Origin of the sequence: Bacillus sp. FSL R5-0397, from assembly GCF_038593395.1 — a bacterium.
In the GTDB taxonomy this organism is placed as follows: domain Bacteria; phylum Bacillota; class Bacilli; order Bacillales; family Bacillaceae; genus Bacillus; species Bacillus altitudinis.
In genome coordinates this window covers 2,149,634-2,174,865 of sequence record NZ_CP151992.1, presented here as the reverse complement: position 1 = coordinate 2,174,865, position 25,232 = coordinate 2,149,634, and the positions used below count along the sequence as shown (strand labels likewise).

27 protein-coding genes are annotated in these 25,232 nt (G+C 42.3%); 22 read left to right on the top strand and 5 right to left on the bottom strand.

Going from position 1 to position 25,232, the window contains the following annotated elements:
• Positions 1–178: 178 nt before the first annotated feature.
• A complete protein-coding gene (locus NSQ70_RS11040) occupies positions 179–916 on the top strand; it encodes a glycerophosphodiester phosphodiesterase (RefSeq protein ID WP_024718886.1) in 738 nt (245 codons plus the stop codon).
• Positions 917–949: 33 nt separating this feature from the next.
• Here the strand turns inward: NSQ70_RS11040 and NSQ70_RS11035 are convergent, their stop codons facing one another.
• Positions 950–1,186 carry a DUF2627 domain-containing protein gene (locus NSQ70_RS11035; protein ID WP_017357960.1) on the bottom strand — a complete coding sequence of 79 codons (237 nt, stop codon included), beginning with the start codon at positions 1,184–1,186 and terminating at the stop codon, positions 950–952.
• 149 nt (positions 1,187–1,335) lie between these two features.
• Here NSQ70_RS11035 and NSQ70_RS11030 point away from each other — a divergent pair, with 149 nt between their 5' ends.
• The 9 genes from NSQ70_RS11030 (at position 1,336) to NSQ70_RS10990 (ending at position 11,760) form a co-directional block, all read left to right on the top strand.
• Positions 1,336–3,408, top strand: a complete 2,073-nt coding sequence (locus tag NSQ70_RS11030; protein ID WP_342502158.1) for a sigma-54-dependent Fis family transcriptional regulator — start codon at positions 1,336–1,338, stop codon at positions 3,406–3,408.
• Positions 3,409–3,533: 125 nt separating this feature from the next.
• Entirely contained in the window at positions 3,534–4,427 is an 894-nt protein-coding gene (gene yqiS / locus NSQ70_RS11025) for a phosphate butyryltransferase (RefSeq protein ID WP_008342231.1), read from the top strand.
• Positions 4,428–4,452: 25 nt separating this feature from the next.
• Positions 4,453–5,547: a branched-chain amino acid dehydrogenase gene (gene bcd, locus NSQ70_RS11020; protein ID WP_024718888.1), complete on the top strand. Its 1,095-nt coding sequence runs from the start codon at positions 4,453–4,455 to the stop codon at positions 5,545–5,547.
• A 27-nt stretch (positions 5,548–5,574) separates the two neighbouring features.
• Complete coding sequence (gene buk, locus NSQ70_RS11015; RefSeq protein ID WP_026050108.1) at positions 5,575–6,702, top strand: butyrate kinase; 1,128 nt, start codon at positions 5,575–5,577, stop codon at positions 6,700–6,702.
• Positions 6,692–8,116 carry a dihydrolipoyl dehydrogenase gene (gene lpdA / locus NSQ70_RS11010; RefSeq protein ID WP_113767104.1) on the top strand — a complete coding sequence of 475 codons (1,425 nt, stop codon included), beginning with the start codon at positions 6,692–6,694 and terminating at the stop codon, positions 8,114–8,116. The genes buk and lpdA overlap by 11 nt, the downstream gene beginning before the upstream one ends.
• A 17-nt stretch (positions 8,117–8,133) precedes the next feature.
• Positions 8,134–9,126: a thiamine pyrophosphate-dependent dehydrogenase E1 component subunit alpha gene (locus NSQ70_RS11005; protein ID WP_017367570.1), complete on the top strand. Its 993-nt coding sequence runs from the start codon at positions 8,134–8,136 to the stop codon at positions 9,124–9,126.
• Positions 9,127–9,138: 12 nt separating this feature from the next.
• Entirely contained in the window at positions 9,139–10,122 is a 984-nt protein-coding gene (locus NSQ70_RS11000) for an alpha-ketoacid dehydrogenase subunit beta (protein WP_007501148.1), read from the top strand.
• Positions 10,123–10,141: 19 nt separating this feature from the next.
• A complete protein-coding gene (locus NSQ70_RS10995) occupies positions 10,142–11,398 on the top strand; it encodes a dihydrolipoamide acetyltransferase family protein (protein ID WP_039165914.1) in 1,257 nt (418 codons plus the stop codon).
• Positions 11,399–11,466: 68 nt separating this feature from the next.
• Positions 11,467–11,760, top strand: coding sequence for a YesK-like family protein (locus tag NSQ70_RS10990; protein WP_008342236.1), 294 nt, complete (start codon positions 11,467–11,469; stop codon positions 11,758–11,760).
• A gap of 13 nt (positions 11,761–11,773) precedes the next feature.
• Here the strand turns inward: NSQ70_RS10990 and NSQ70_RS10985 are convergent, their stop codons facing one another.
• Positions 11,774–12,667, bottom strand: a complete 894-nt coding sequence (locus tag NSQ70_RS10985; protein ID WP_163116675.1) for a YegS/Rv2252/BmrU family lipid kinase — start codon at positions 12,665–12,667, stop codon at positions 11,774–11,776.
• A gap of 167 nt (positions 12,668–12,834) precedes the next feature.
• Between NSQ70_RS10985 and NSQ70_RS10980 the strand changes: the two genes are divergently transcribed.
• The 6 genes from NSQ70_RS10980 (at position 12,835) to NSQ70_RS10955 (ending at position 17,354) form a co-directional block, all read left to right on the top strand.
• Positions 12,835–13,272 (top strand): BrxA/BrxB family bacilliredoxin, encoded by a 438-nt coding sequence (locus tag NSQ70_RS10980; protein WP_138278711.1) that lies wholly within the window; start codon positions 12,835–12,837, stop codon positions 13,270–13,272.
• A 196-nt stretch (positions 13,273–13,468) separates the two neighbouring features.
• Positions 13,469–14,233 carry a transporter substrate-binding domain-containing protein gene (locus tag NSQ70_RS10975; protein WP_138278710.1) on the top strand — a complete coding sequence of 255 codons (765 nt, stop codon included), beginning with the start codon at positions 13,469–13,471 and terminating at the stop codon, positions 14,231–14,233.
• A 119-nt stretch (positions 14,234–14,352) separates the two neighbouring features.
• Complete coding sequence (locus tag NSQ70_RS10970) at positions 14,353–15,012, top strand: amino acid ABC transporter permease (protein ID WP_024718895.1); 660 nt, start codon at positions 14,353–14,355, stop codon at positions 15,010–15,012.
• Positions 15,005–15,727: an amino acid ABC transporter ATP-binding protein gene (locus NSQ70_RS10965; protein WP_008342240.1), complete on the top strand. Its 723-nt coding sequence runs from the start codon at positions 15,005–15,007 to the stop codon at positions 15,725–15,727. The genes NSQ70_RS10970 and NSQ70_RS10965 overlap by 8 nt, the downstream gene beginning before the upstream one ends.
• A gap of 111 nt (positions 15,728–15,838) precedes the next feature.
• The gene (locus tag NSQ70_RS10960; RefSeq protein WP_024718896.1) at positions 15,839–16,792 is read left to right on the top strand and encodes an aromatic acid exporter family protein; all 954 of its coding nucleotides are present in this window, start codon (positions 15,839–15,841) and stop codon (positions 16,790–16,792) included.
• A 52-nt stretch (positions 16,793–16,844) separates the two neighbouring features.
• Positions 16,845–17,354, top strand: a complete 510-nt coding sequence (locus tag NSQ70_RS10955) for a L,D-transpeptidase (RefSeq protein WP_008342241.1) — start codon at positions 16,845–16,847, stop codon at positions 17,352–17,354.
• A 39-nt stretch (positions 17,355–17,393) separates the two neighbouring features.
• Here NSQ70_RS10955 and prli42 read toward each other — a convergent pair whose 3' ends face one another.
• Positions 17,394–17,486: a stressosome-associated protein Prli42 gene (gene prli42 / locus NSQ70_RS10950; protein ID WP_017357951.1), complete on the bottom strand. Its 93-nt coding sequence runs from the start codon at positions 17,484–17,486 to the stop codon at positions 17,394–17,396.
• Positions 17,487–17,587: 101 nt separating this feature from the next.
• On the opposite strand from prli42, the gene mce reads away from it, so the two are divergent.
• Genes mce through NSQ70_RS10930 form a run of 4 tightly spaced genes read left to right on the top strand, consistent with a single transcriptional unit; the run spans position 17,588 to position 21,083 of the window.
• Positions 17,588–18,010 carry a methylmalonyl-CoA epimerase gene (gene mce, locus NSQ70_RS10945; protein ID WP_024718898.1) on the top strand — a complete coding sequence of 141 codons (423 nt, stop codon included), beginning with the start codon at positions 17,588–17,590 and terminating at the stop codon, positions 18,008–18,010.
• On the top strand, positions 18,003–19,466 hold the full coding sequence (locus NSQ70_RS10940) for an acyl-CoA carboxylase subunit beta (RefSeq protein WP_024718899.1): 1,464 nt from the start codon (positions 18,003–18,005) through the stop codon (positions 19,464–19,466). Before mce ends, NSQ70_RS10940 begins: the two co-directional genes overlap by 8 nt.
• Positions 19,467–19,482: 16 nt before the next feature.
• Complete coding sequence (locus tag NSQ70_RS10935) at positions 19,483–20,604, top strand: tripeptidase T (RefSeq protein WP_024718900.1); 1,122 nt, start codon at positions 19,483–19,485, stop codon at positions 20,602–20,604.
• A 14-nt stretch (positions 20,605–20,618) separates the two neighbouring features.
• On the top strand, positions 20,619–21,083 hold the full coding sequence (locus tag NSQ70_RS10930; RefSeq protein ID WP_327862414.1) for a chemotaxis protein CheW: 465 nt from the start codon (positions 20,619–20,621) through the stop codon (positions 21,081–21,083).
• Positions 21,084–21,209: 126 nt separating this feature from the next.
• On the opposite strand, the gene NSQ70_RS10925 is transcribed toward NSQ70_RS10930, so the two are convergent.
• Both NSQ70_RS10925 and NSQ70_RS10920 read right to left on the bottom strand, forming a co-directional pair.
• Positions 21,210–21,989, bottom strand: a complete 780-nt coding sequence (locus NSQ70_RS10925) for a membrane protein insertase YidC (protein ID WP_045034397.1) — start codon at positions 21,987–21,989, stop codon at positions 21,210–21,212.
• Positions 21,990–22,053: 64 nt separating this feature from the next.
• Positions 22,054–22,335 carry a hypothetical protein gene (locus NSQ70_RS10920; protein WP_008342247.1) on the bottom strand — a complete coding sequence of 94 codons (282 nt, stop codon included), beginning with the start codon at positions 22,333–22,335 and terminating at the stop codon, positions 22,054–22,056.
• 120 nt (positions 22,336–22,455) lie between these two features.
• Here NSQ70_RS10920 and NSQ70_RS10915 point away from each other — a divergent pair, with 120 nt between their 5' ends.
• Both NSQ70_RS10915 and gndA read left to right on the top strand, forming a co-directional pair.
• On the top strand, positions 22,456–23,712 hold the full coding sequence (locus NSQ70_RS10915) for a DNA polymerase IV (RefSeq protein WP_007501120.1): 1,257 nt from the start codon (positions 22,456–22,458) through the stop codon (positions 23,710–23,712).
• Between the two features lie 98 nt (positions 23,713–23,810).
• Positions 23,811–25,220 carry an NADP-dependent phosphogluconate dehydrogenase gene (gene gndA, locus NSQ70_RS10910; protein ID WP_025207592.1) on the top strand — a complete coding sequence of 470 codons (1,410 nt, stop codon included), beginning with the start codon at positions 23,811–23,813 and terminating at the stop codon, positions 25,218–25,220.
• Positions 25,221–25,232 lie beyond the last annotated feature (12 nt).

The following is a 25,232-nucleotide window of genomic DNA, read 5'->3' as shown; positions in this document are numbered from 1 at the left end:
CTTCCCTTTTTGCTCTTGACGCAGAGACGACAGAGCAAGCCATCAGAGCGATTACGTGATCGAATTTACCTGTCAACCTCTTCTCTCTTATTAGAAGAGGTTTTTTTATGTGCTCAAACTGGAAAAACGAAAAAAGACACGTCATAATATAGGTAATCATCATATTTAGAGGTGGCATATGACGAAAATTTTTGCACATAGAGGCTTTAAAGGAAACTATCCAGAGAACACCATGATTGCCTTTGAGCACGCACTCCATTCTGGAGCGGATGGGATTGAGCTTGATGTTCAGCTCACCAAAGACGGCAGACTAGCTGTCATTCACGATGAAAAGCTGAACCGAACGACCAATATGAAAGGGTTAGTGAAAGACTATACATATGAAGAGTTAAAAAGAGGAGATGCCAGTCATTCTTTCTATGAAGAAACGGGTGCGGTCTCCATTCCTCTTTTAGAAGAAGTATTAGAGCTAGTGACGCAGAGATCATCCTTTATGATCAACATTGAATTAAAAAACTCTATTTATCGATATCCAGGGATTGAAGAAAAAGTAAAAGAGCAAATTGAGCACTTTCAAATAGAGGATCGAGTGCTTGTCTCATCATTTCATCACGGCAGCTTAGCTCTTTTTCACAAGCTGATGCCGCACATTGAACTGGCGGTCCTCACAATGGATGTGATTCATCAGCCGGACATGTATTTAAAAACAATCCCGGCAAAGGGCTACCATCCGAATATAAAGGGCGCTGGGGTGACAAAAGAAGTAGTAGCCGCTCTCCATGCGGACCAACAAGTGATTAGACCGTTTACTGTAAACAGTGAGAAGCAAATAAAAAATATGTTGAGATTGGGTGTTGATGGAATCTTTACTGATTTTCCTGATCGAGCCGTCAAAATAAGAGAAGAAATGAAATAAAGACCCGCTATCAACAGCGGGTCTTTTTCATGATTACCTTTGCTTAAAACGAGTTGTTACTTTATTTCGTTTACGGTCCCTATATAAAATAAATCCTGCAACAACATAAAGACCTCCCCCTAAAAATAACAACCCTGCAATTCCTTGCAGCCATAAATATGGAAATGGTGCAATGATGATGCCGAAAACAGTGTCACGCAGCAGCTTAATGCCAAGTGCTGCAAAGGCTCCAGGTATTAAAATAATCACTAATGCCAGTATTCTCCCCATCAAATGTCCCCTTAAACGTCATTTACTTCCATTGTCTAATTCAAAAAATATTTTGTCAAGAAAGGAAAACGTGGTAATATAGGTGTTGTGCAATTTTTTGCAACGGAAAAATATGGTGTGCAAAATTTTTCATATAAAGGGGTAACGGGATGCAGAGAGTCTTGATTGTCGGTGCAGGACAAGGTGGATCAGCACTGCTTGAAACATTGCTGAAAACAAATACGGTTCAAATCATTGCGATCGCCGACCTTGATCTCGAGGCACCGGGGATGGATGAAGCGAAAAAGAATGGAATTGAGACGACGACGGATTGGAAAGAATACATAAAAGATGACATTGATATCATCATTGAAACCACAGGCAGTTCTGCTGTACTGAAAGAATTAATTGAACAAAAACCAGAGCATGCTGTGATTGTGCCAAGCTCGATGGCATACGTCATTTCAGAATTAATGACAGAGAAACAACAGCTCATTCAAATATTGAAGGAACAAACCTATAAACATGACCGCATTTTTAATGCAACGAACGATGGCATGATTTTTATTAATATGGATGAAGAAGTGGTCCTGTTTAATCGATCGGCTGCCAAAATGGTGGGGTGTTCGCAAAAGGATGCGATTGGCCGTCACATTCGAGAAGTGATTCCGAACACGAAACTTCCCGATATATTAAGGTCAAGGGAGCCGGAATTTAACCAAAAGCAATTTTTGAATCAGCAAATTCAAATTGTGACCACCCGTCTGCCGATTATTGATGATGCGGGGAGAATGTTAGGTGCTTTATCGATCTTTAAAGACATAACAGATGCGGTGGAGCTTGCGGAGGAAGTAACGAACCTCAAAGAAGTAAGAACGATGCTTGAGGCTATTATTCAATCATCAGATGAAGCCATATCGGTTGTCGATGAGCAGGGGAAAGGTATTTTGATCAACCGTGCTTATACGAAAATGACTGGTTTAACGGATAAAGAGGTCGTGGGTAAACCAGCCGGAGCTGATATTTCCGAAGGGGAAAGCATGCACTTAAAAGTGCTTGAAACAAGAAGACCTGTTCGAGGCGTCAGAATGAAGGTTGGTCCAAATAAAAAAGATGTCATCGTCAATGTAGCACCTGTTATTGTTGACGGCATTCTAAAAGGCAGTGTCGGGGTCATTCACGATGTATCCGAAATTCAATCATTGACGAATGAATTAAATAAAGCAAGACAGCTCATCCGAACACTTGAAGCAAAGTACACATTTGAAGACATTATTGGAGAAAGTGAACAAATGCTTGTCGCACTTGAGCAGGCAAAGCTGGGCGCAAAAACGCCGGCAACCATTTTACTCCGCGGAGAATCAGGTACTGGGAAAGAGCTGTTTGCGCATGCCATTCACAATGAAAGTGATCGCAAGTACAACCGCTTTGTCCGTGTCAACTGTGCTGCCTTATCAGAAACTCTTTTAGAGTCAGAACTGTTTGGCTACGAGGAAGGAGCGTTTTCTGGTGCAAGGCGTGGCGGGAAAAAAGGGCTGTTTGAAGAAGCCAATCACGGCAGTATCTTTTTAGATGAAATCGGTGAAATGACGCCAAGTACCCAAGCGAAATTGCTGCGTGTCATGCAGGAAAAAGAAATTGTTCGGGTAGGCGGAACGAAAGCGATACCGGTTGATGTGCGTGTGATCACAGCGACAAATGTCAATATTGAAAAGGCGATGGCAGAAGGAAAGTTCAGAGAGGATTTATATTATCGAATGAACAGATACCCGATATCGATCCCACCGCTCAGACAGCGTCTTGAAGATATTGAATCATTAAGTAAACGCCTCATCCAGAAGATCAATTTAGACTATGGGCGAAACGTCAGCGGCTTAACAGATCGTGCGCTTAATAGACTTCGATCATATAGCTGGCCAGGCAACGTGAGAGAGCTTGAAAATGTGCTTGGACGAGCGATGATCTTTTTGAATCCGCAAGAAGAATGGATCGATGAAGCGCATATCGCCTTCATGGAGTCAGACGAGCATGAGGAAAAAGAGCAGCAGGAACTGGCTGTTAGTCAATTTGAGGGGGAGACGCTCTCGGATGCAGTAGAAGCATTTGAAGCGCAGCTGATCAAACAAACCCTTGAAAAACATCAATTCAATCGCACAAAAACAGCGAAAACGTTAGGGATCAGCATTCGAAATCTTTACTATAAAATGGATAAGTATCAGCTTGCAAAAGATAGCATGCAGTAACATGCACGTAAACTGCAAAGAATTGCATGATTTCTTTGCGAAAAGGCTAATTTTTCACACATTTCAAGCTGGCACGGAACTTGCATATAAAAAGAGGAACCGAGCACAAGGAAAGGTGGGCAAGTATGAAGCTTGACGATCTGATTATCAAAGCCTCGCAGCTGCAGAATAAAACAGCGGCTGTGGCTCATGCAGAAGACGAAGAAGTGCTTCATGCCATCAAAATGGCAATCGAACGAAAAGTCGCTCGCTTCCTGCTGGTTGGAAACAAACGCAACCTAAAGGAGCTAGTCAAACAGCATGAGATTAATGAAGACTGGATAGATATTATTCATTCAGATTCACCCGAAGAATCTGCCAAAATTGCCGTTCAGGCAGTAAGTGAAAATCATGCAGATATTCTCATGAAGGGTCATGTCCCGACAGCCGTACTGTTAAAAGCTGTCCTAAATAAAGAATATGGGCTTCGGACAGCGAGTGTCCTTTCACATGTTGCTGCCTTCGAAGTACCGGGCTTTGACCGTTTTATCTATGTGACGGACTCTGCGATGAACATTGCGCCTGATTTAAATATGCTGAAAGAAATTACGGTGAATTCCGTTCAAGTCGCACAAGCTGTCGGAAATGATATGCCCAAAGTGGCGGTATTATCAGCGGTAGAAGTCGTAAACCCAGCGATGGATTCGACGCTCACAGCTGCAAGCCTTGCGCAAATGAATCGAAGAGGTCAAATTTCTGGCTGTCTGATTGATGGGCCGCTTGCTTTAGATAATGCCATTTCTCAAACGGCAGCTTCTCATAAAAATATTACGAGTGATGTGGCTGGTCATGCAGATATTTTGCTTGTGCCAACCATTGAAGCAGGCAACATTCTTTATAAATCTCTCATCTATTTTGCTCATGCAAAAGTGGGAGCTGTGGTGGCAGGAGCGAAAGCACCGATTGCTTTAACAAGTCGGTCTGATTCAGCTGAAAGCAAGCTCTATTCAATTGCACTTGCCATCTGTACATCAAATTAAGTGAAAGTATTAGGAGGAATAGAAAATGGAACTTTTTAAATATATGGAACGATACGATTATGAACAGCTTGTATTTTGTCAGGATGAACAGTCTGGTTTAAAAGCCATCATTGCCATTCATGATACAACACTTGGGCCGGCACTCGGCGGAACAAGAATGTGGACATATGAAAATGAAGAAGCAGCTATCGAAGATGCCTTGCGTCTTGCAAGAGGTATGACTTATAAAAATGCGGCGGCAGGGCTTAACCTTGGCGGCGGTAAAACGGTCATCATTGGTGATCCGAGAAAAGAAAAAAATGAAGAAATGTTCCGTGCTTTTGGCCGTTACATTCAAGGATTAAATGGCCGTTATATCACCGCTGAAGATGTCGGTACAACGGTAGAAGATATGGATCTTATCCATGAAGAAACAGACTTTGTCACAGGCATCTCTCCTGCATTTGGTTCTTCAGGAAATCCATCTCCAGTGACTGCTTACGGTGTATATAAAGGGATGAAAGCAGCTGCAAAAGCAGCATTCGGTACAGATTCATTAGAAGGAAAAACAATTGCCGTTCAAGGTGTTGGAAACGTGGCTTACAACCTATGTAAACACCTGCATGAAGAAGGCGCACAGCTCATCGTTACTGATATCAACAAAGACTCAGTTCAGCGAGCTGTAGAAGACTTCGGTGCAAAAGCGGTAGACCCTGATGATATTTATGATCAAGAATGTGATATTTACGCACCATGTGCACTCGGTGCAACCATTAACGATGTGACGATTCCTAAATTAAAGGCAAAAGTCATCGCAGGTGCAGCGAATAACCAGCTGAGAGAAACACATCATGGAGATCTTATTCATGAAATGGGCATTGTGTATGCACCGGATTATGTGATCAATGCAGGTGGTGTGATTAACGTTGCAGATGAGCTTTATGGCTATAATGCAGATCGTGCAATGAAAAAAGTAGAAGGCATTTACCAAAACATTGAGCGAGTGATTGAAATCTCTAACCGTGATGCCATTCCAACTTATAAAGCGGCAGACCGATTGGCTGAAGAGCGAATTGAAAGAATGCGCAAATCAAGAAGCCAATTCCTGCAAAATGGTCAACATATTTTAAGTCGTCGTTAAATGGATGAATGAGTTGAAACGGAGGTTTTGTTTTTGCTGACAAAAGAATGGCGTATTCTCACTATTAATCCTGGCTCTACTTCAACAAAAATCGGTGTGTTTCATAATGAACGATCTATTTTTGAAACGACATTAAGACATACAGATGAGGAAATCAAGCAGTTTCCTCATATCATTGATCAATTTTCATTCCGTAAAGAAACCATTTTGAAAACACTGCATGAACAGGGGATGAACATCTCAAAGTTTGATGCGGTTTGCGCACGCGGTGGTCTTCTTCGTCCGATTGAAGGTGGCACATATGAAGTAAATGAGCAAATGGTTGAAGATCTAAAAGAAGGGTATGCTGGCCAGCACGCCTCTAATCTAGGCGGAATTATTGCCCGAGAAATTGCACTTGGCCTTAACATCCCAGCTTTTATTGTTGATCCCGTAGTCGTAGATGAACTGCAGCCGATTGCTCGTATTTCAGGACTGCCAACAATTGAGCGGAAAAGCATTTTTCATGCGTTAAATCAAAAAGCAGTCGCAAGAAAAACGGCTGCTTCGTTTGGAAAGCGTTACGAAGATTTGAACATGATCATTACCCATATGGGCGGCGGAATTACGATTGGTGTACATCAAAAAGGAAAAGTCATTGATGTGAATAACGGTCTTCATGGCGAGGGTCCTTTCAGCCCAGAGCGGGCAGGTACTCTTCCAACAGGTGACCTTGTTAATTTATGCTTTTCTGGTGAATATTCGCAAGAGGAAATGCTCAAACGTATTATTGGCGAAGGCGGTCTTGCGGGCTATCTTGGTACGACAGATGCAGTAAAAGTAGAACGCATGATTGAAGCAGGCGATGAGCGTGCGGCGCTTATTTATGAAGCGATGTGCTATCAAATTGCTAAAGAAATCGGTGCGGCTAGTGCGGTTTTAAAAGGAGCTGTTGACGTCATTGTGTTAACAGGTGGCCTTGCGTACAGCAAACAAATTACGTCAAGCATTAGAGGATACATTGACTGGATTTCAGATGTTGTTGTGTACCCAGGTGAAAATGAATTGCAATCCTTAGCAGAAGGGGCGCTTCGCATTTTAAAAGAAGAAGAATCACCAAAAGAATACCCAAATGATCAAAAGGCGGAGAAAGGAGTGACAAGTCATGGCAACTGAATATGACCTCGTCATTCTTGGTGGAGGCACAGGCGGCTATGTAGCGGCCATTCGTGCCTCTCAACTTGGATTGAAAACAGCAGTCGTAGAAAAATCAAAGCTCGGTGGAACATGTCTTCATAAAGGCTGTATCCCATCTAAAGCGCTTCTTAGAAGTGCAGAAGTCTATCAAACGGTCAAACGTGCCGCTGATTTTGGCGTTGAAGCAAGCGGAATTGCCTTACAATTTGCCAACGTACAAAAAAGAAAAACAGAGATTGTCGACAAATTAGCAGGCGGCGTCAAACACTTAATGAAACAAGGGAAAATTGATGTATACGAAGGAATAGGCCGTATCCTAGGCCCTTCGATCTTTTCGCCAATGCCAGGCACCATCTCGGTAGAAATGGCGAATGGCGATGAAAATGAAATGCTGATTCCAAAGCAGGTCATCATTGCGACTGGGTCAAGACCGCGCGTCCTGCCTGGGCTTGAAGCGGATGGAACACACATCCTTACATCAGACGAAGCACTTGAACTGCAAGAACTTCCTCAGTCCATGCTGATTGTCGGCGGAGGCGTGATTGGGATCGAATGGGCTTCCATGCTTAACGATTTTGGCGTAAAAGTCACAGTGATCGAATTTGCAGATCGCATTTTGCCAACAGAGGATCAAGATATTTCTAAAGAAATGGAAAAGCTTTTAACGAAAAAGGGCATCACCTTAGTGACAAATGCGAAGGTTCTGCCAGATACTGCCGAAAAGCACGAGAATCTCGTCAAGATCCAAGTCGAACAAGGTGGAGACACTCAGTCGTTTGAAGCAGAGAAACTGCTTCTCTCAGTTGGCCGAGTGCCAAACGTGGAAGGCATAGGACTTGAAAACACGGACATCCAGACAGAAAAGCAAGGCATTGTCGTGAATGAGCATTATCAAACGAAAGAGTCGCATATTTACGCAATAGGTGATGTCATTGGCGGTCTTCAGCTGGCGCATGTCGCATCACATGAAGGCATGATTGCAGTGGAACATATGGCTGGTCAAGATCCAAAGCCGCTTGATGAAACGCTCGTGTCTAAATGTGTTTACTCTCACCCAGAAACCGCTAGTGTTGGACTGACTGAACAGGCGGCAAAAGAGCAAGGCTACGAAGTCAAGATTGGGAAGTTTCCCTTCATGGCCATCGGAAAAGCGCTTGTATTTGGAGAGTCTGATGGATTTGTCAAAATCATTGCTGACCAAAAGACAGATGATATCTTAGGGATTCATATGATTGGTCCTCATGTAACAGATATGATATCTGAAGCTGGATTAGCCAAAGTACTAGATGCAACTCCGTGGGAAGTGGGGCAGACGATCCACCCGCACCCAACCTTGTCAGAAGCAATTGGCGAGGCAGCACTGGCTGTTGACGGAAAGGCGATCCATTTTTAATCAAGGAGGGAAACATGATGAGTAACATGCGTCATCAGGAATTAGGATTATCAGATGAACAAGCGATTGACATATATAGAACCATGCTTTTAGCAAGAAAAATTGATGAACGGATGTGGCTGTTAAACCGTTCTGGAAAAATTCCATTCGTCATCTCTTGTCAAGGACAGGAAGCGCAGCAAGTCGGTGCCGCTTTTGCCCTCAATAGGGAAGAAGATTACGTTTTACCTTATTACCGTGATATGGGGGTTGTCCTTGCATTCGGGATGACGGCGAAAGATTTAATGATGTCTGGTTTTGCGAAAAAAGACGATCCAAACTCAGGCGGGAGACAGATGCCAGGTCATTTTGGGCAAAGATCAAACCGAATTGTGACTGGATCATCACCTGTGACAACACAGGTTCCTCATGCGGTTGGAATCGCACTTGCCGGGCGTCTAGAGCAAAAGAATTTTGTTAGCTTTGTCACGTTCGGTGAAGGCTCTTCAAACCAAGGAGACTTCCACGAAGGCGCCAACTTTGCTGCGGTGCATAAGCTGCCTGTTATTTTCATGTGTGAAAACAATAAGTATGCGATTTCTGTCCCGTATGACAAACAAGTGGCATGTGAGCGTATTTCAGATCGTGCAATAGGGTACGGAATGCCTGGTGTGACGGTTGATGGAAATGATCCGCTTGAAGTGTATGCAGCGGTCAAAGAAGCGAGAGACCGTGCGGCAAGAGGCGAAGGCCCAACATTGATCGAAACCATTTCTTACCGGTTAACTGCGCATTCAAGTGATGACGATGATTCTAGCTATCGAGAAAAAGAAGAAGTGCTCGAAGCAAGAAAGAAAGATCCGCTCATTCAATATGAAACGTACTTAATCGAAGGAAATGTCATGACTTCTGAAATGAAAGAAGAGATGACAAAAGAAATCATGCAAATCGTAAACGAAGCCACTGATGAAGCGGAAAACGCAGCTTATGCCGATGCAGAAAGCGCACTTCGTTACGTGTATGCGGAGTAAGGGGGAAGAAAAATGCCTGTTATGTCATATATAGACGCTATTACACTAGCGATGAAAGAAGAAATGGAGCGAGATCCGAAAGTGTTTGTGCTCGGAGAGGATGTCGGGAAAAAAGGCGGCGTATTTAAAGCAACAGCGGGTCTTTACGAGCAATTTGGAGAAGCGCGCGTCATGGATACACCTCTTGCCGAATCAGCGATTGCAGGTGTAGGTATTGGAGCTGCTATGTATGGAATGCGTCCGATCGCAGAGATGCAATTTGCGGATTTTATTATGCCAGCCATCAACCAAATCATTTCAGAGGCTGCAAAAATTAGATATCGTTCCAATAATGATTGGAGCTGCCCAATGGTCATTCGTGCTCCTTACGGGGGCGGCGTACACGGGGCGCTTTATCATTCACAATCGGTCGAAGCCATTTTTGCCAATCAGCCAGGCTTAAAGATTGTGATGCCTTCTACACCTTATGATGTCAAAGGGTTGTTAAAAGCCGCAGTGCGTGATCCAGATCCTGTATTGTTCTTTGAACACAAACGTGCATACCGTCTCATTAAAGGAGAAGTGCCTGAAGAGGATTATACGCTCCCTATTGGAAAAGCGGATGTGAAACGAGAAGGCGATGACATTACGGTCATTACATATGGCCTTTGTGTTCATTTTGCCCTCCAAGCAGCAGAGCGCCTTGCGAAGGACGGAATTTCTGCTCATATTCTCGATTTACGTACAGTGTACCCGCTGGATCAAGAAGCGATTATTGAAGCGGCATCAAAAACAGGGAAAGTACTCTTGTTAACAGAAGATACAAAAGAAGGAAGCATCATGAGTGAAGTAGCTGCCATCATTTCAGAGCACTGCTTGTTTGATTTAGATGCGCCAATTAAACGTCTAGCAGGACCTGATATCCCTGCAATGCCTTATGCACCGACAATGGAGAAATTCTTCATGGTTAATCCGGATAAGGTAGAAGCTGAAATGAGAGAACTAGCGGCGTTTTAAGAAAGAGGAGGGTTTCAAAGTGGCAACTGAACAAATGAAAATGCCTCAGCTTGGTGAAAGTGTAACAGAAGGAACCATTAGCAAATGGCTCGTTTCACCTGGCGATCATGTGAATAAATACGATCCGATTGCGGAAGTCATGACAGATAAAGTAAATGCAGAGGTTCCATCATCCTTTACAGGAACAATCACTAAACTAGCGGCTGCAGAGGGTGATACACTTCAAGTAGGAGAAGTGTTTTGTGAAATTGAAGTAGAAGGCAGTGCGCAGCAGAGTGCGAAAGCAGAAGAGGCGCCTGCGCAAGATGAAGCACCAGAACCTGACCAAACAAATGTGGATCAGAGTCAAAAGAAACGATACTCTCCGGCAGTCCTGCGTTTAGCAGATGAACACGGAATTGATTTAACGGCTGTTCAAGGAACGGGAGCTGGCGGCAGAATCACAAGAAAAGATTTGCTGAAGCTTATCGAAAGTGGAGGCGTAAAAGAAACGGCAGCACCTGTGAGTGAAGGTACGGGTCAAACAGAACCTGCAAAGCCGTCACAAGCAAAAGCGGCTCCTTCCATCTCTTCAATGCCTGGAGATGTTGAACTGCCGGTCACGCCGATTAGACAGGCGATTGCCGCAAACATGCTAAGAAGCAAGCATGAAATTCCACATGCCTGGACGATGATGGAAGTGGATGTGACAAACCTTGTGACAAGAAGAAATCAGCTAAAAGATCAATTCAAAGCAAAAGAAGGCTTTAATTTGACGTTCTTTGCATTCTTTGTCAAAGCAGTGGCTCAGGCCTTAAAGGAATTCCCTGAAATGAACAGCATGTGGGCTGGTGATAAAATTGTTCAAAAGAAAGCGATCAATGTCTCCATTGCTGTTGCGACAGATGACGCTCTTTTTGTCCCAGTGATTAAAGATGCGGATGAGAAAACGATTAAGGGAATCGCCAAAGAAATTCATGAACTTGCTTTCAAGGTCAGACAAGGCAAACTGAAGCAAAGTGACATGGAAGGCGGCACTTTCACTGTGAACAACACAGGCTCATTTGGTTCGGTTCAATCAATGGGGATTATTAACTATCCGCAAGCAGCCATTTTACAAGTAGAATCTATTGTAAAGCGCCCGATGATTGTAAATGGAATGATTGCCGCAAGAGATATGGTGAATCTTTGTCTTTCATTAGATCATAGAGTACTCGATGGTCTTGTATGCGGTAGATTCCTGCAAAGAATCAAACAAATTCTTGAAGGCATTGACGAAGAGACGTCCGTCTATTAAGCTCATTTATATGTCCCCTTCTCACAATGAGAGGGGGATTTCCATATCAATCAGAAAGGAGCGATGAGATGTCTGGACTAGATTTTTTTGCTTTTCTTACGATCGGTCTGATGTTTATCACAGCCATTGCGTTCGCTTTTCTTCGGTATATTTCCAAATCACGCAATCATCCTGAACGCTTACTGCTCATCATATCGATCGTTTCAATCATTCAAATCGCCTATTGCTTGTTGATGATAGGAGGATTTAAAGGAGTCGCCAATAGTTTATTAGGCATTTCCCTTCTGATAGGTACACTGCTAGGGTATGCACTTGAATATTTATACAGACGCTATATCAAAAAAACGCCCGCATCGAAATGATGCAGGCGCTTTTTTATTCTGGTGGAACAATAAAGGTCAAATGCTGTTTTAATACTTCAAGGGAAGAAGGAGCGGTCATGTATACTTCACCATCTGTATCTGCATCCATTTCCTCTTTTGTATGGATATGAATGCGGGATGCTTGAATAAGAGACAGGTCACCTTTAAAATCCTCTAGCTCTTCACGGTTCATTGAAAAAATCTCTTTTAAAGCAGAGAAGCTCGTATTTCTGCAAATTAAAATTTCGGCTTTTCCATCATCTATTGAAGCATTTGGCAGATCTATTTTATTTGTACCGATAAAGTGCCCATTCATGACAAGGACAATCACAGCTTCTTCTTCCCAGTTTTCCTCTTCGGTTTCAATGCGTACGTAGAAAGGTTCTGTCTGCTGAAGGGTTCGAAGAGCGCTCGTGAAGTAGCTGATTTTTCCGAGGACAGCTTTTTCTTTATCATTAATATTGTTTGAGGTATCTGCGATGAGACCAATCCCCCAAAAATTTAAAAGGTATCGATCCTCTGCTTTGATTAAATCGACCTTTTTTTCAGTGCCATCTATCACCATTTGAGCGGCCTTTGGCATCTGCTGAGGGATGCCCAGCGTTCTAGAAAAGTCATTGCACGTCCCGCCAGGTAAGATCGCTACAGTCGGCCTTTTTTCTAAACCGCCAATTCCATTCATACATTCATGGACGGTTCCGTCTCCGCCAAGTATAATCAGCAATTCAACCGACTCATCCATTTCACGACAGAAATGATAGGCATCATTCGGCTGTTTTGTAGGCTTAAGGATGAGTTCATCAATATGTAAAGAAAGAAGAGGCACTGTTTGACCTAGTGTTTTTTCCATGTTTTTTTGTCCAGCATTTCCGTTATAAATGAGTATTGCTTTTTTGAATTGTGCCATCACGCAGTTCTCCCTTTCATCACTTTACTATCACTTTTCCCCAATTCCACAGGTCATAAACGACGTTTGAAAAAAGTGAAGGGGGCGAAACAAGACATTTGCCCGCCGGCGTTTTCCTTGATATGATGTAGTTAAAATGGTTTGGTACGTAGAAGGAGTGGACGGTTATGAATATTGATTTTAATTTATTTATGAATGATATTGTGAAACAAGCACGAGAAGAGATTAAACAGGCAGGTTATACGGAACTGACAACAACTGAAGAAGTCGATGAAGCGCTGACGAAAAAAGGAACGACACTTGTCATGGTGAATTCAGTGTGCGGCTGTGCCGGCGGTATTGCTAGACCAGCGGCTGGTTATTCTGTTCATTACGATAAGCGTCCAGATCAATTGCTCACAGTGTTTGCTGGACAGGACAAAGAAGCAACCGCAAGAGCACGTGAATACTTTGAAGGCTTCCCGCCATCTTCACCATCATTTGCTCTATTAAAAGACGGGAAAATCATGAAAATGGTCGAACGTCACGAAATCGAAGGACATGAACCGATGGAAGTGGTGTCAAAACTTCAAGCCGCTTTCGATGAGTATTGCGAAGAAGTGTAACATGTTACTTTTGAATGAATCATTTAGAGACAGTCCGGTCTTTTGATCGGTCTGTTTTTTTGTTTTATATGACATACGAATCAAAATAATTTTAGCAAAATACTATTGCATATCAAAAAGAAAGTGTTTAAAATACATTATAGTGAATAAATATTCAAATCTACTCATGATTTTAAATACTAGGAGGCATTATCATATGAAAAAGTGGTTATTATTACTTATGACAGCTGGTCTTGCAGCTGCATTAGCAGCATGCGGAACTTCTTCTAATAATTCAAACGCATCAGGAGACGACAAAACACTCATTATGGCGACTTCAGCAGATTATCCGCCATTTGAATCAAAAGACGGTGATAAAATTATCGGTTTTGATGTCGACCTTGCTACGGCTATAGCGAAAAAGAACGGCTATAAGCTAGAAATTCAAGATATGGACTTTGCAAGCCTCGTGTCAGCTCTTAAAACAAATAAAGCTGATATTGTGCTTGCAGGCATGACACCTACTGAAAAGCGTAAAAAACAAGTTGATTTCTCAGATGTTTACTACAATGCTGAAAACTTGGTTGTATCAAAAAAATCTAGCGGTATAAAAACAGAGAAAGATTTAAAAGACAAAACGGTTGGCGTTCAATTAGGTTCTATCCAGCAAGATGAAGCAAACGGATTGCAAAAGAAATATAACTTAACGGTTGAAGATCGTAATAAAATCTCTGATATCATTCAAGAAATTAAAGCAGGCCGTTTTGATGCAGCCATTATTGAAGATAAAGTAGCGGCTGGCTACTTGAAAAAGGAAAAAGATTTCCAAGCATTTGGATTGAATAGCTCAAACGAAGGTTCAGCCATTGCATTCAAAAAAAATAGCGACTTAACAGCGAAATTCAATAAATCATTAAAAGAAATGAAGGATAATGGCGAACTTGATAAACTCATTAAAAAATGGTTTGCTGATGAAAAGTAAGTCAGGAAAAGGATCAGCGTCATTCATGAAAATCAAGTAGAAAGCGCTGAAAAGTTCAACATGTGTTGAACTTTTTTCCTGTTTATTCTTTGATTTTATCTGTAGGAAAAAAGGAGAATATCATGATGGATTTTAAAGATGTAATACCTCAGATGCCCTTTATTTTAGAAGGTCTTAAAGTAACGCTTTCTATTGTTGTGGTATCACTGTTCCTTGGTTTTATTTTAGGGATCTTATTAACGCTCTGTAAAATTAGTGTATTTAAGCCGCTTATCTGGCTTGCCGATTTTTATACGTCAATCTTCCGAGGCACACCGCTTGTGCTTCAGCTTTTGATTATTTATTTTGGTCTTCCGCAGCTGCTCGGCTTTCAAATTGATCAATACTGGGCAGCTGTAGCCGCCTTTTCACTAAACTCGGCGGCGTACGTTTCTGAGATCATTCGTGCGGGAATCAATGCCATTGATAAAGGGCAAAAAGAAGCGGCCGTTGCTTTAGGTATCCCGTATGCTAAAATGATGAAGGACTTATTGCTTCCGCAAGCATTCAAAAATATTTCCCCAGCACTAGTGAACGAAACGATTACACTGACAAAAGAATCAGCGATTGTCACAGTCATTGGACTGGGCGATGTCATGAGACGAGCCTATCAAGCAGGTGCCGTCACCTATAACTATCTTGAACCGCTTATTTTTGCGGGTCTCATCTATTATGTCATCGTGCTTATTCTTACCTTCGTCGGCAAATCGGTGGAAAGGAAGTTAAAATCAAATGATTAAAATAGAGAAACTCACAAAATCTTTCGGTAAAAATGAAGTGTTGAAAGGGATTGATACCACGATTAAAGAAGGCGAAGTGGTAGCTGTCATCGGGCCGTCTGGTTCAGGAAAATCAACATTTCTTCGCTGTATTAACTTACTTGAAAAACCGACTTCTGGAGTGATTACGATTCAGGGGACGGAAATTACCAATCCAAAAACAAATGCACTAAAAGTGCGCGAGAATATTGGTATGGTGTTTCAACATTTTCACTTATTCCCGCACAAAACAGTGCTAGAAAATATTACGTATGCGCCAATGAATGTGAAGAACCAATCGAAGGAAGACAGCATCAAGCAGGCAGAGGATCTTTTAAAAAAGGTCGGACTTTTAGAGAAAAAAGATGATTATCCGAACCGGCTGTCAGGTGGTCAAAAGCAGCGTGTCGCCATTGCACGTGCCCTTGCGATGACACCAGACATCATGCTTTTTGACGAGCCGACGTCTGCTCTTGATCCAGAAATGGTAAAGGAAGTATTAGAGGTCATGAAAGAGCTCGCTCAATCTGGGATGACGCTGATGATCGTCACACATGAAATGGGCTTTGCAAAAGAAGTAGCAGACCGTGTGATCTTTATGGATGATGGGAAAATTGTAGAGGATGCAAATCCTGTAGAATTCTTTGAATCTCCGTCTTCACAGCGTGCTCAAGATTTCTTACAAAAAATATTATAATGAAAAAAACGAGGAGGAGACTTAACATCTCCTTCTTTTTTTGATTATAATGGGGAAAGTAAAAAAAGTTCATCATTTCACAAAAGTAGACAGAAAAGAGTGAATCACATCATGTTTAAAATCGGCTACCGAACGCTGAAAACAGCATTAGGAACAGCTCTAGCCATTTATATTGCACAAATGCTCGGTCTGCAAAACTATTCAGCTGCCGGCATTATTACGATCCTTTGTATTCAGGTGACGAAAAAAAGGTCACTCCTCGCATCTGGGGCCCGCTTTGCCGCATGCAGTCTTGCCATCTTATTTTCTTATTTGTTTTTTGATCTAATTGGTTATCATCCTTTCGTCATTGGACTGATGCTGCTCGTCTTTATTCCAACAACGGTCTTACTTCGGATTAAAGAAGGGATTGTCACAAGTTCAGTGATTATCCTTCATTTGTATATGTCTGGAGGCATTACGCTTCAACTCATCTGGAATGAGCTTTTACTCATCACCATTGGTGTAGGGGTCGCACTCATTATGAACCTGTATATGCCTAGCGTTGATAAAAAGTTGAAACAATACAGTGAACAAATTGAAGCGAATTTTGCGAAAATCTTTGAAGAAATCGAGCAATATTTAATGACCGGAAAACAAGACTGGACAGGAAAAGAAATACCAGAGACGCATCAATTGATTAAAGAAGCGAAAGCTCTTGCATACCGTGATGTTGAAAATCATGTCTTAAGACATGAAAATCTGTATTATCATTATTTCAACATGAGACAAAAGCAATTTGAAATCATTGAGCGTGTGCTTCCGAAAATTACGTCCATTTCTGTTACAACGGAGCATGGGCAAATCATTGCAGAATATATTAGAGATTTACGAGAACATATTCACCCAGGGAACACGGCGCATAAGTTCTTAAGACGCCTGATTGATATGAAAGAAGAGTTTGATGCACTGCCGCTTCCGCAAACACGTGAAGAATTTGAAGCTAGAGCCGCACTCTTTCATTTTCTCGGGGAAATGGAACAATATTTGGTGTTGAAAAGTTATTTTAAAGGGATGAAAGAATAAAGACGCATGAGTTCCTCCTTCATTGGTCAATCTAATGAAAAAGGAGGAGCCTATGCGTCTTTTATTTTATACTGTGCTGACCATGTCCCTTTCACCCATCTGGCCGCTCGGGCAAAACCCGCTTCCAGGAGATCCGTATGTCATTATTAATAAACAAACGAACGAGCTTGCGTATATTGATCATGGGAAAATTCAAAAAGTCTACCCGGCTTCTACTGGCAAAACAGCTGATTTAACGCCAGAAGGTGAATTTACGATTATGATCAAAGCGAAAGATCCTTATTACAGAAGAAAAAATATTGAAGGTGGCGCGAAGAATAACCCACTCGGCCGAAGGTGGATTGGATTTGATGCGCGAGGAACCGACGGGAGAACCTATGGCATTCATGGAACAAGTGATGAGACATCGATAGGGAAATTTATCACGGCAGGCTGTGTACGTCTTCATAATCAAGATGTAGAACGGCTATTTGATCAGCTTCCAGTTGGTACAAAGGTATGGATCACGACATCAAGCGATGCATTTGAAAAGCTGGCCAAAGACAAACAGGCCATTCGTTAAATAAACGAATCACCTACTTGTCTGCTTTTTTTCAACACTTTATAAAAAGGCTGCCGCTCCTGCTAAAAGTGAAGAAATCAACAGTAAGCTAATCATGAGCAATACCATAAATTTCATGAATTTCTGAGACATATCGCACCCCTATAATCAAATGTTTTTGCGACGAGCGCACCTTTCTTTATTCTAGCTCGTTTTTACGCAGGCGACAAGTGATGTACAAAGGAAGTGAACGGATGAATCAAATCGATCATATAGCCATTGCCGTTTTTTCTATTCAAAAAACAGCACGTACGTTCTCCAATCTGTTTAACTGGGAATTTTCAGACATAGAAGTACTTCCGAATCAAGGGGTCAAAGTATCTTTTGCTTCCCTAGGTGATCTGCACATTGAGTTGATTGAACCGATGTCGGATCACAGCACATTACATACCTTTTTAATAAAAAGAGGAGAGGGGCTTCATCATATTGCATTAAAGTCAGGTGACATTCAGGCTGATCTCAGTCAACTTGACGAGCTCGGTGTACAGCTCATTCAAAAGGGCGCACAAAATGGTGCGAACGGAAAGCGCATTGCGTTTATTTCACCAAAAGAAACGTCAGGTGTGCTAATTGAATTGTGTGAGCCTTTGAAAGGAGAGAAACAGGAAGATGCATGAATCGTTCAATGACTTGTCTGAATGGCGCCAGAAAGCTTTAAGGGGCGGCGGTGAAAAACGAGCAGCGGCTCACCGAAACAAAGGAAAGCTGACTGTTCGTCAGCGGCTTCATGAACTTCTTGATGAAGGCAGCTTTATGGAAATCCAGTCATTTGCTAAAGGCTGCCGCTCAGAACATTTAGGGGATGGCGTTGTCACTGGGACGGGACTGATTCATGGGAGACAAGTAGGCGTTTATGCACAAGATGCGACCGTGTACGGGGGTTCGCTAGGGGACATGCATGCGAAAAAAATAGCGGCTTTAATGGATTTGGCTGCTAAAAATCAAATGCCTGTTATCGGTCTAAAAGACTCAGGTGGTGCGAGAATTCAAGAGGGTGTGGTATCATTAGAGGGATACGGTCAGATTTTTAAACGGAATGTGCTGTACTCTGGTCAAATTCCGCAAATATCCGTTATTTTAGGCTCCTGTGCGGGAGGTGCAGTATATTCACCTGCATTGACGGATTTTGTATTCATGACGGAGCAAACAGCTCATATGTTTTTAACTGGTCCGAAAGTGATAGAAAAAGCAACAGGGGAGACGGTCTGTCCTGACCGGCTTGGAGGTGCAGCAGTTCAGCATCAAACAAGCGGGAATGTGCACTATACAGGGAAAGATGAGAGAGACGTGTTAAAAGCAGTTCGAACGCTTTTAACGTACATACCAACGAAACGACGGCCTGTCATTCATCGTAAGGTCCAAAAGCATGATGCGAGCGATCTTGGGAACATCTTGCCAAAGGAGCCATCACGTACTTATGATGTCAAACAAGTGGTGACAGCGATCACCGACCACGGCTCATTTTTTGAAACGCAGCGTTGTTTCTCCAAAAATATCGTCACAGGTTTTGCCAGATTACAAGGGTCTTCCATTGGTCTTGTAGCCAATCAGCCTAAGGTGCTGGCAGGAAGCCTTGACCTAGATGCTGCTGATAAAGCGGCTCGATTTATTCGATTTTGCGATGCATTTCATATTCCCATTTTAACCCTTGTGGACGTTCCTGGATTTTTGCCAGGTGAGAAAGCTGAGCATGCAGGCATTATCCGCCACGGCGCAAAGCTTCTGTATGCGTACGCTGAGGCGACCGTTCCAAAGATCACTGTGATTTTGCGAAAGGCGTTTGGCGGTGCATACGTTGCGATGAATAGTAAGGGCTTAGGTGCTGACTTTGTGTATGCATGGCCAGAGGCAGAAATTGATGTCATGGGAAAATCGTTTGCAGACGAAATTGTTCATCCTGCTTTGCGTGAGGTGGACAATGAACCTAGTGTCATGAAGGCAGCACAATTAGGATTAATCGACGATATTTTAATGCCAGATGAAACGAGAGAGCGGCTCATTCGCTCATTTGACCTGCTTCGCAGTAAGGAAGAAGATAGACCGTTAAAAAAGCATGGAAACATGCCGCTATAAGAGGAGGAACATCATCATGATCAATGAGAAACGCTTATTAGACGAATTTTTAGAACTTGTTCAAATCGATTCAGAAACGAAACATGAAGAAAAAATTGTTGAAGTCCTAAAAGAGAAATTTACTGGTTTAGGGCTTAATGTAGTTGAAGATGATTCAAAAGAGACAACCGGCCATGGAGCAGGCAATCTTATTTGCACACTTGAAGGGAATCAAGAGGCAGATACGATTTATTTTACTTCTCATATGGATACAGTTGTACCAGGTAATGGTGTTAAGCCAGTCATTGAAGACGGTTATGTCAAGACAGATGGCACAACCATTCTTGGTGCTGACGATAAAACAGGGCTTGCTGCAATGTTTGAAGCGATCCGTGTCCTAAAAGAGAAAAATGTACCGCATGGCAAGATTGAATTTGTCATTACAGCTGGTGAAGAATCAGGACTTGTAGGAGCAAAAGCGTTAGATCCGAAACTGATGACAGCAAAATATGGTTATGCGCTTGATTCAGATGGCAAGGTCGGTACCATCATCGTGGCTGCGCCAACACAGGCGAAAGTACGTGCAACCATTTACGGAAAAACAGCTCACGCAGGTGTGGCACCTGAAAAAGGCGTCTCTGCGATTACGATTGCATCAAAAGCGATCGCGAGCATGCCGCTTGGCCGTATTGATGAAGAAACAACGGCGAATATCGGCCGCTTTGAAGGCGGAACACAAACGAATATTGTCTGTGATCAAGTGGATATTTTGGCAGAGGCACGTTCTTTAGAACCGGCAAAAATGGAAGAGCAAGTAGCGAAAATGAAAGAAGCCTTTGAAAAAACCGCTAAAGAAATGGGCGGAAGTGCCGATGTACAAATTGACATCATGTATCCAGGCTTTAAATTCTCACACGGCGATCAAGTCGTTGAAGTGGCGAAAAAAGCGGCTGCGAAAATTGGCCGTCCTTCAGAACTACAGACAAGCGGGGGAGGCAGTGATGCAAACGTCATTGCTGGAAACGGCATCCCGACCGTCAACCTAGCTGTTGGATATGAAGATATTCATACGAAAAATGAAAAAATGCCGATTGAAGAATTAGTCAAGACAGCTGAAATGGTTCTCGCCATTATCGAAGAAACGACAAATCCATCGTAAAGGCAGGAGACTCTGTGAGCACGCAAAAGATCATTATTTTCCAAGTGGGACAAGAGGATTTTGGTATCAGCGTAGAACATATACGCTCAATTGAGAAGGTCCCTTATTTACAAGAAGTATCGAACCTTCCAAAAGAGATTAAAGGACTCATGTCGTTAAGAGGAGAGGTCATTCCAGTCAGTGACTCAGGTGTCATGCTGCACGGAAAACCTCTGGATGTAACCGAACAGTCTAAGGTTCTACTATTTGAATTAAACGATCAAATGATTGGCTGCCTTGTTTCTGATGCAAAAGATATCATTGATATCGAGCTAAGTGAGATCAAGCCATTTCATATGAACACAAAAGCATCTGAATATTTCTTCGGCGTCGTTGAGAGAGAGAGCAAGATGATTTTACAAGTGGACCCTAATAAGTTTCTAGGGAAAATTGAGGATCTTGATCAATTGCCTGAGCGATTGAAAGAGGAATTAGCATAAACAAAGGCCCCTTATCCATGGATAAGGGGTCATTTTGCGTGCCGGAGCTCACGCATCTTTTATTTGTTGCGCTCTACAGAAGACAAATAAAGCCCCCTTATCATGTTCGGGTAAGGGGGCTATCATTTATTCAGCTGCTGGGTTAATTGAATCGTTTGCCGCAGCTTTTGTTTTTGATTTTTGGTACATCACATTTAAAATAATCGTTTGAATGGTGAGTAAAAGTCCACTTGTCATCCAATATAAAGGAAGAGCAGCGGGAGCATTAATTGATAGAAACAGCATCATGACTGGGAAAATCATGCCCATGATTTTTGCTTGTTTCAGTGCGGCTTCTGTTTGGGTGCCTGATTGCTTTGCGAATTTTTGTGTGACATAAAATTGCAAGAAATACATGGCCCCTGCAAAGATCGCCACCAAAAGATCAGTTTGTCCTAAGTTAAACCATAAGAACGAATGTGTTGCGATCTCAGGTGTTGAGCGGATTGCTGAGTAAAAGCCAAGAACAATTGGGATTTGAATCAGCATCGGCAGACAGCCCATTGCCAGCGGGTTCACATTGTTGTCTTTATATACTTTCATCATTTCCATTTGCAGTTCTTTTTGTTTTTCAGGTTCTTTCGTTTTTTTCAATTTGCTTTGTATTTGGTCAATCTGAGGTTTAACGAGTGCCATTTTCTCTTGCATCACTCTCTGCTTTTTAAATTGGTTTGCAAAAAGTGGGAAAATAAGCAGCCGGACAATCAATGTCACGAACATAATAGATAAACCGTAGTCATCATGGAAAAAGTTCGCAAGCCAGATAATCAACTCAGAAAAAGGCTGAACAAAATAATGATGGAAAAACCCATCAGAGCTTGTATTTGTTTGCGCACTTGCAGCAAATGCAGGTGACGCTACCATCATAAAAAATAAAGTCGTACAAATTGTCAATAAACGTTTCAATTCGTTTCCTCCTCAATAATAAAATCTAATAAGAGAGAGGAAGCGAATGGTCTTCATCATCATTTGATGATCTTTTCATTCGAATGACTTTACTAATCCAAGTTGTAATGCGATCATATATGATAAACAGAAAGTCTGTTCGATTCAAACAAGATGCATCCAACTCTTCTAAACGATGTCCTCCGAGGTGCTCGTTCATTCGGCAGTCTTTTAATAAGAAAGCAATACCGATGGCGGTCAGCGCTGGAAGAATAATCGTAAAGAATTCAACAAGGAAAAAGACTTCATTGAATGTATCAATAATCATGAATATCACATCCATTTCATTACTCACAGTGTACTATACACCATATGAAATGTCTAATGGAACAAACAGGTGAAATCACGGTGAAGTGAAGGAAAGTAGATCACCTAAGGAGGCAAGCGAATGGCTGATTCTCAAAAGAAGGGGCGAATCATTTTTCATATTGATATGAATAGTTTTTATGCATCGGTAGAAATGGCGTATGATCCTTCTTTGAGAGGGAAACCTTTAGCCATTAGCGGAAATGCAAAAGAACGCAAAGGGATAGTTGTGACCTGCAGCTACGAGGCAAGAGCACTCGGGGTGAAGCCGCCGATGCCACTCTGGGAAGCGAAGCGGCTATGTCCGGGACTGATTGTGCGTACACCCAACTTCGACCGGTACCGCAGCTCCTCACAAGAAATGTTTACCATACTAAGAGAATATAGTGACTTAGTTGAACCCGTTTCAATTGATGAAGGCTATATTGATTTAACCGATACACCTTATGCTGAGCATGCCGTGAAAACCGCTCATGATATTCAAACGAGGCTAGTAGAAGAGCTCATGCTTCCTTCGAGTATTGGCATTGCACCAAATAAATTTCTAGCGAAGATGGCGTCTAATTGGAAAAAGCCAATGGGCATTACCATTTTGCGTAAACGAGATGTCCCGACAATGCTCTGGCCGCTCCCTGCAGGTGACATGCATGGGGTTGGACAGAAAACGGCAGATAAGCTGAAAACCATCGGAATTCATACAATTGAAGATTTAGCGAAAGCGAATGAATATGCGCTAAAAGAGTTATTAGGCATCAATGGACCGAGGTTAAAGCAAAAGGCAAACGGAGAGCATGACGGCATTGTCGACCCAGAAAGAATATACGAATTTAAATCTGTCGGAAATTCTTCCACTCTTCCTCACGATTCTGATGATACAGATGAACTCGTCTCATTAATAGAGAAACTGTCGCAATCGGTGAGTGCCAGATTACGAAGAAAAGAAGTGATGGCAAACCGGCTGCTCATTATGATTCGGTATGCAAGCTGGAAAAATATCACACGGAGCGTCACACTCACGAATCCTACTGATCGAAAGGAAGATCTATTTGAGGCGGCAAAGCAGCTATTCCTAAAGCATTGGAATGACCAGCCAGTAAGACTTTTAGGCGTGACGGGGACCGATCTTGTGGAACGAAAATCAGCCGTCAAGCAACTTGATTTATTCTCTTATACAGAAGATGCAAAAGACGAACCTCTCCAATCTCTTTTAGACGGACTGAAAGAAAAATACGGTAAACCACTCATCCAAAGAGGAGTGACCATTAAGGAAAAAGAGAGCAAAACAAGTGGTACAAGTTTTAATAAAGACTTTTTTCAGGACGAAAGAGGAAATGACTAGCCTGAAAACTTGATAAAAGAGGTGATGTTGTGGTAATTTCAAAGGGTACATCATTTCAGCAGTAATCAATATAGTGTGTTAGAAGGGACGTCAGAATTATGTCAAAACAACAAATCGGTGTCGTTGGACTAGCCGTTATGGGAAAAAACCTTGCCCTAAATATTGAAAGCCGCGGTTTCTCCGTGTCCGTTTATAACAGATCTAGCAGCAAAACAGAAGAGTTTCTTCAAGAATCACAAGGGAAAAACGTTGTAGGCACATACAGCATTGAAGAATTTGTTCAATCGCTTGAAACGCCGCGTAAAATTCTTTTAATGGTAAAAGCGGGTGCAGCAACAGATGCAACCATTCAATCATTACTGCCTCACCTAGAGAAAGGTGACATTTTAATTGATGGTGGAAATACATATTACAAGGATACACAAAGACGTAACCAAGAGCTTGCGGAAAGTGGTATTCACTTCATTGGTACAGGTGTTTCTGGCGGTGAAGAAGGCGCACTTAAAGGTCCTTCTATCATGCCTGGCGGTCAAAAAGAAGCGCACGAGCTAGTGAAACCAATTTTAGAAGCCATCTCTGCGAAAGTAGATGGTGAGCCTTGTACAACGTATATCGGTCCAGATGGAGCAGGACATTATGTCAAAATGGTTCATAACGGTATCGAGTACGGAGACATGCAATTGATCTCTGAATCATACTTTATCTTGAAGCATGTCGCTGGTTTATCAGCAGGGGAGCTTCATGAAGTATTCTCAGAGTGGAATAAAGGCGAACTTGACAGCTACTTAATCGAAATCACAGCTGACATTTTCACAAAAGTGGACGAAGAAACGAACCAGCCGCTAGTAGATGTCATCTTAGATAAAGCTGGCCAAAAAGGAACTGGAAAATGGACAAGCCAAAGCTCACTTGATTTAGGTGTCCCGCTTCCAATCATTACGGAGTCTGTTTTCGCTCGTTTTATTTCTGCGATGAAAGATGAGCGTGTGGAAGCTAGTCAATTAATTCAAGGGCCTGAGCCAACTCAATCAGCTGAAGATAAACAAGCATTAATTGAAGCTGTTAGAAAAGCTCTCTTCATGAGTAAAATCTGCTCATATGCACAAGGTTTTGCGCAAATGAAAGCAGCGTCTGATGAGTATAACTGGGATTTGAAATACGGTGAAATTGCGATGATCTTCCGCGGTGGATGTATCATTCGTGCAGCCTTCCTGCAGCAAATCAAAGAAGCATATGACCGTAACCCTGAATTGAAAAACCTATTGCTTGATCCTTACTTCAAGGATATCGTAGAAAGCTATCAATCATCACTTCGTAAAGTGATTTCACTTGCAGTAGAACAAGGTGTTCCTGTTCCTTCATTCTCAAGTGCACTTGCTTACTTTGATAGCTATCGTACAGCTGTCCTTCCAGCTAACTTAATTCAAGCACAGCGTGACTACTTCGGCGCACATACGTATGAGCGTACAGATAAAGAAGGCGTCTTCCATACTGAATGGATGAAATAAGTATAAAACCTC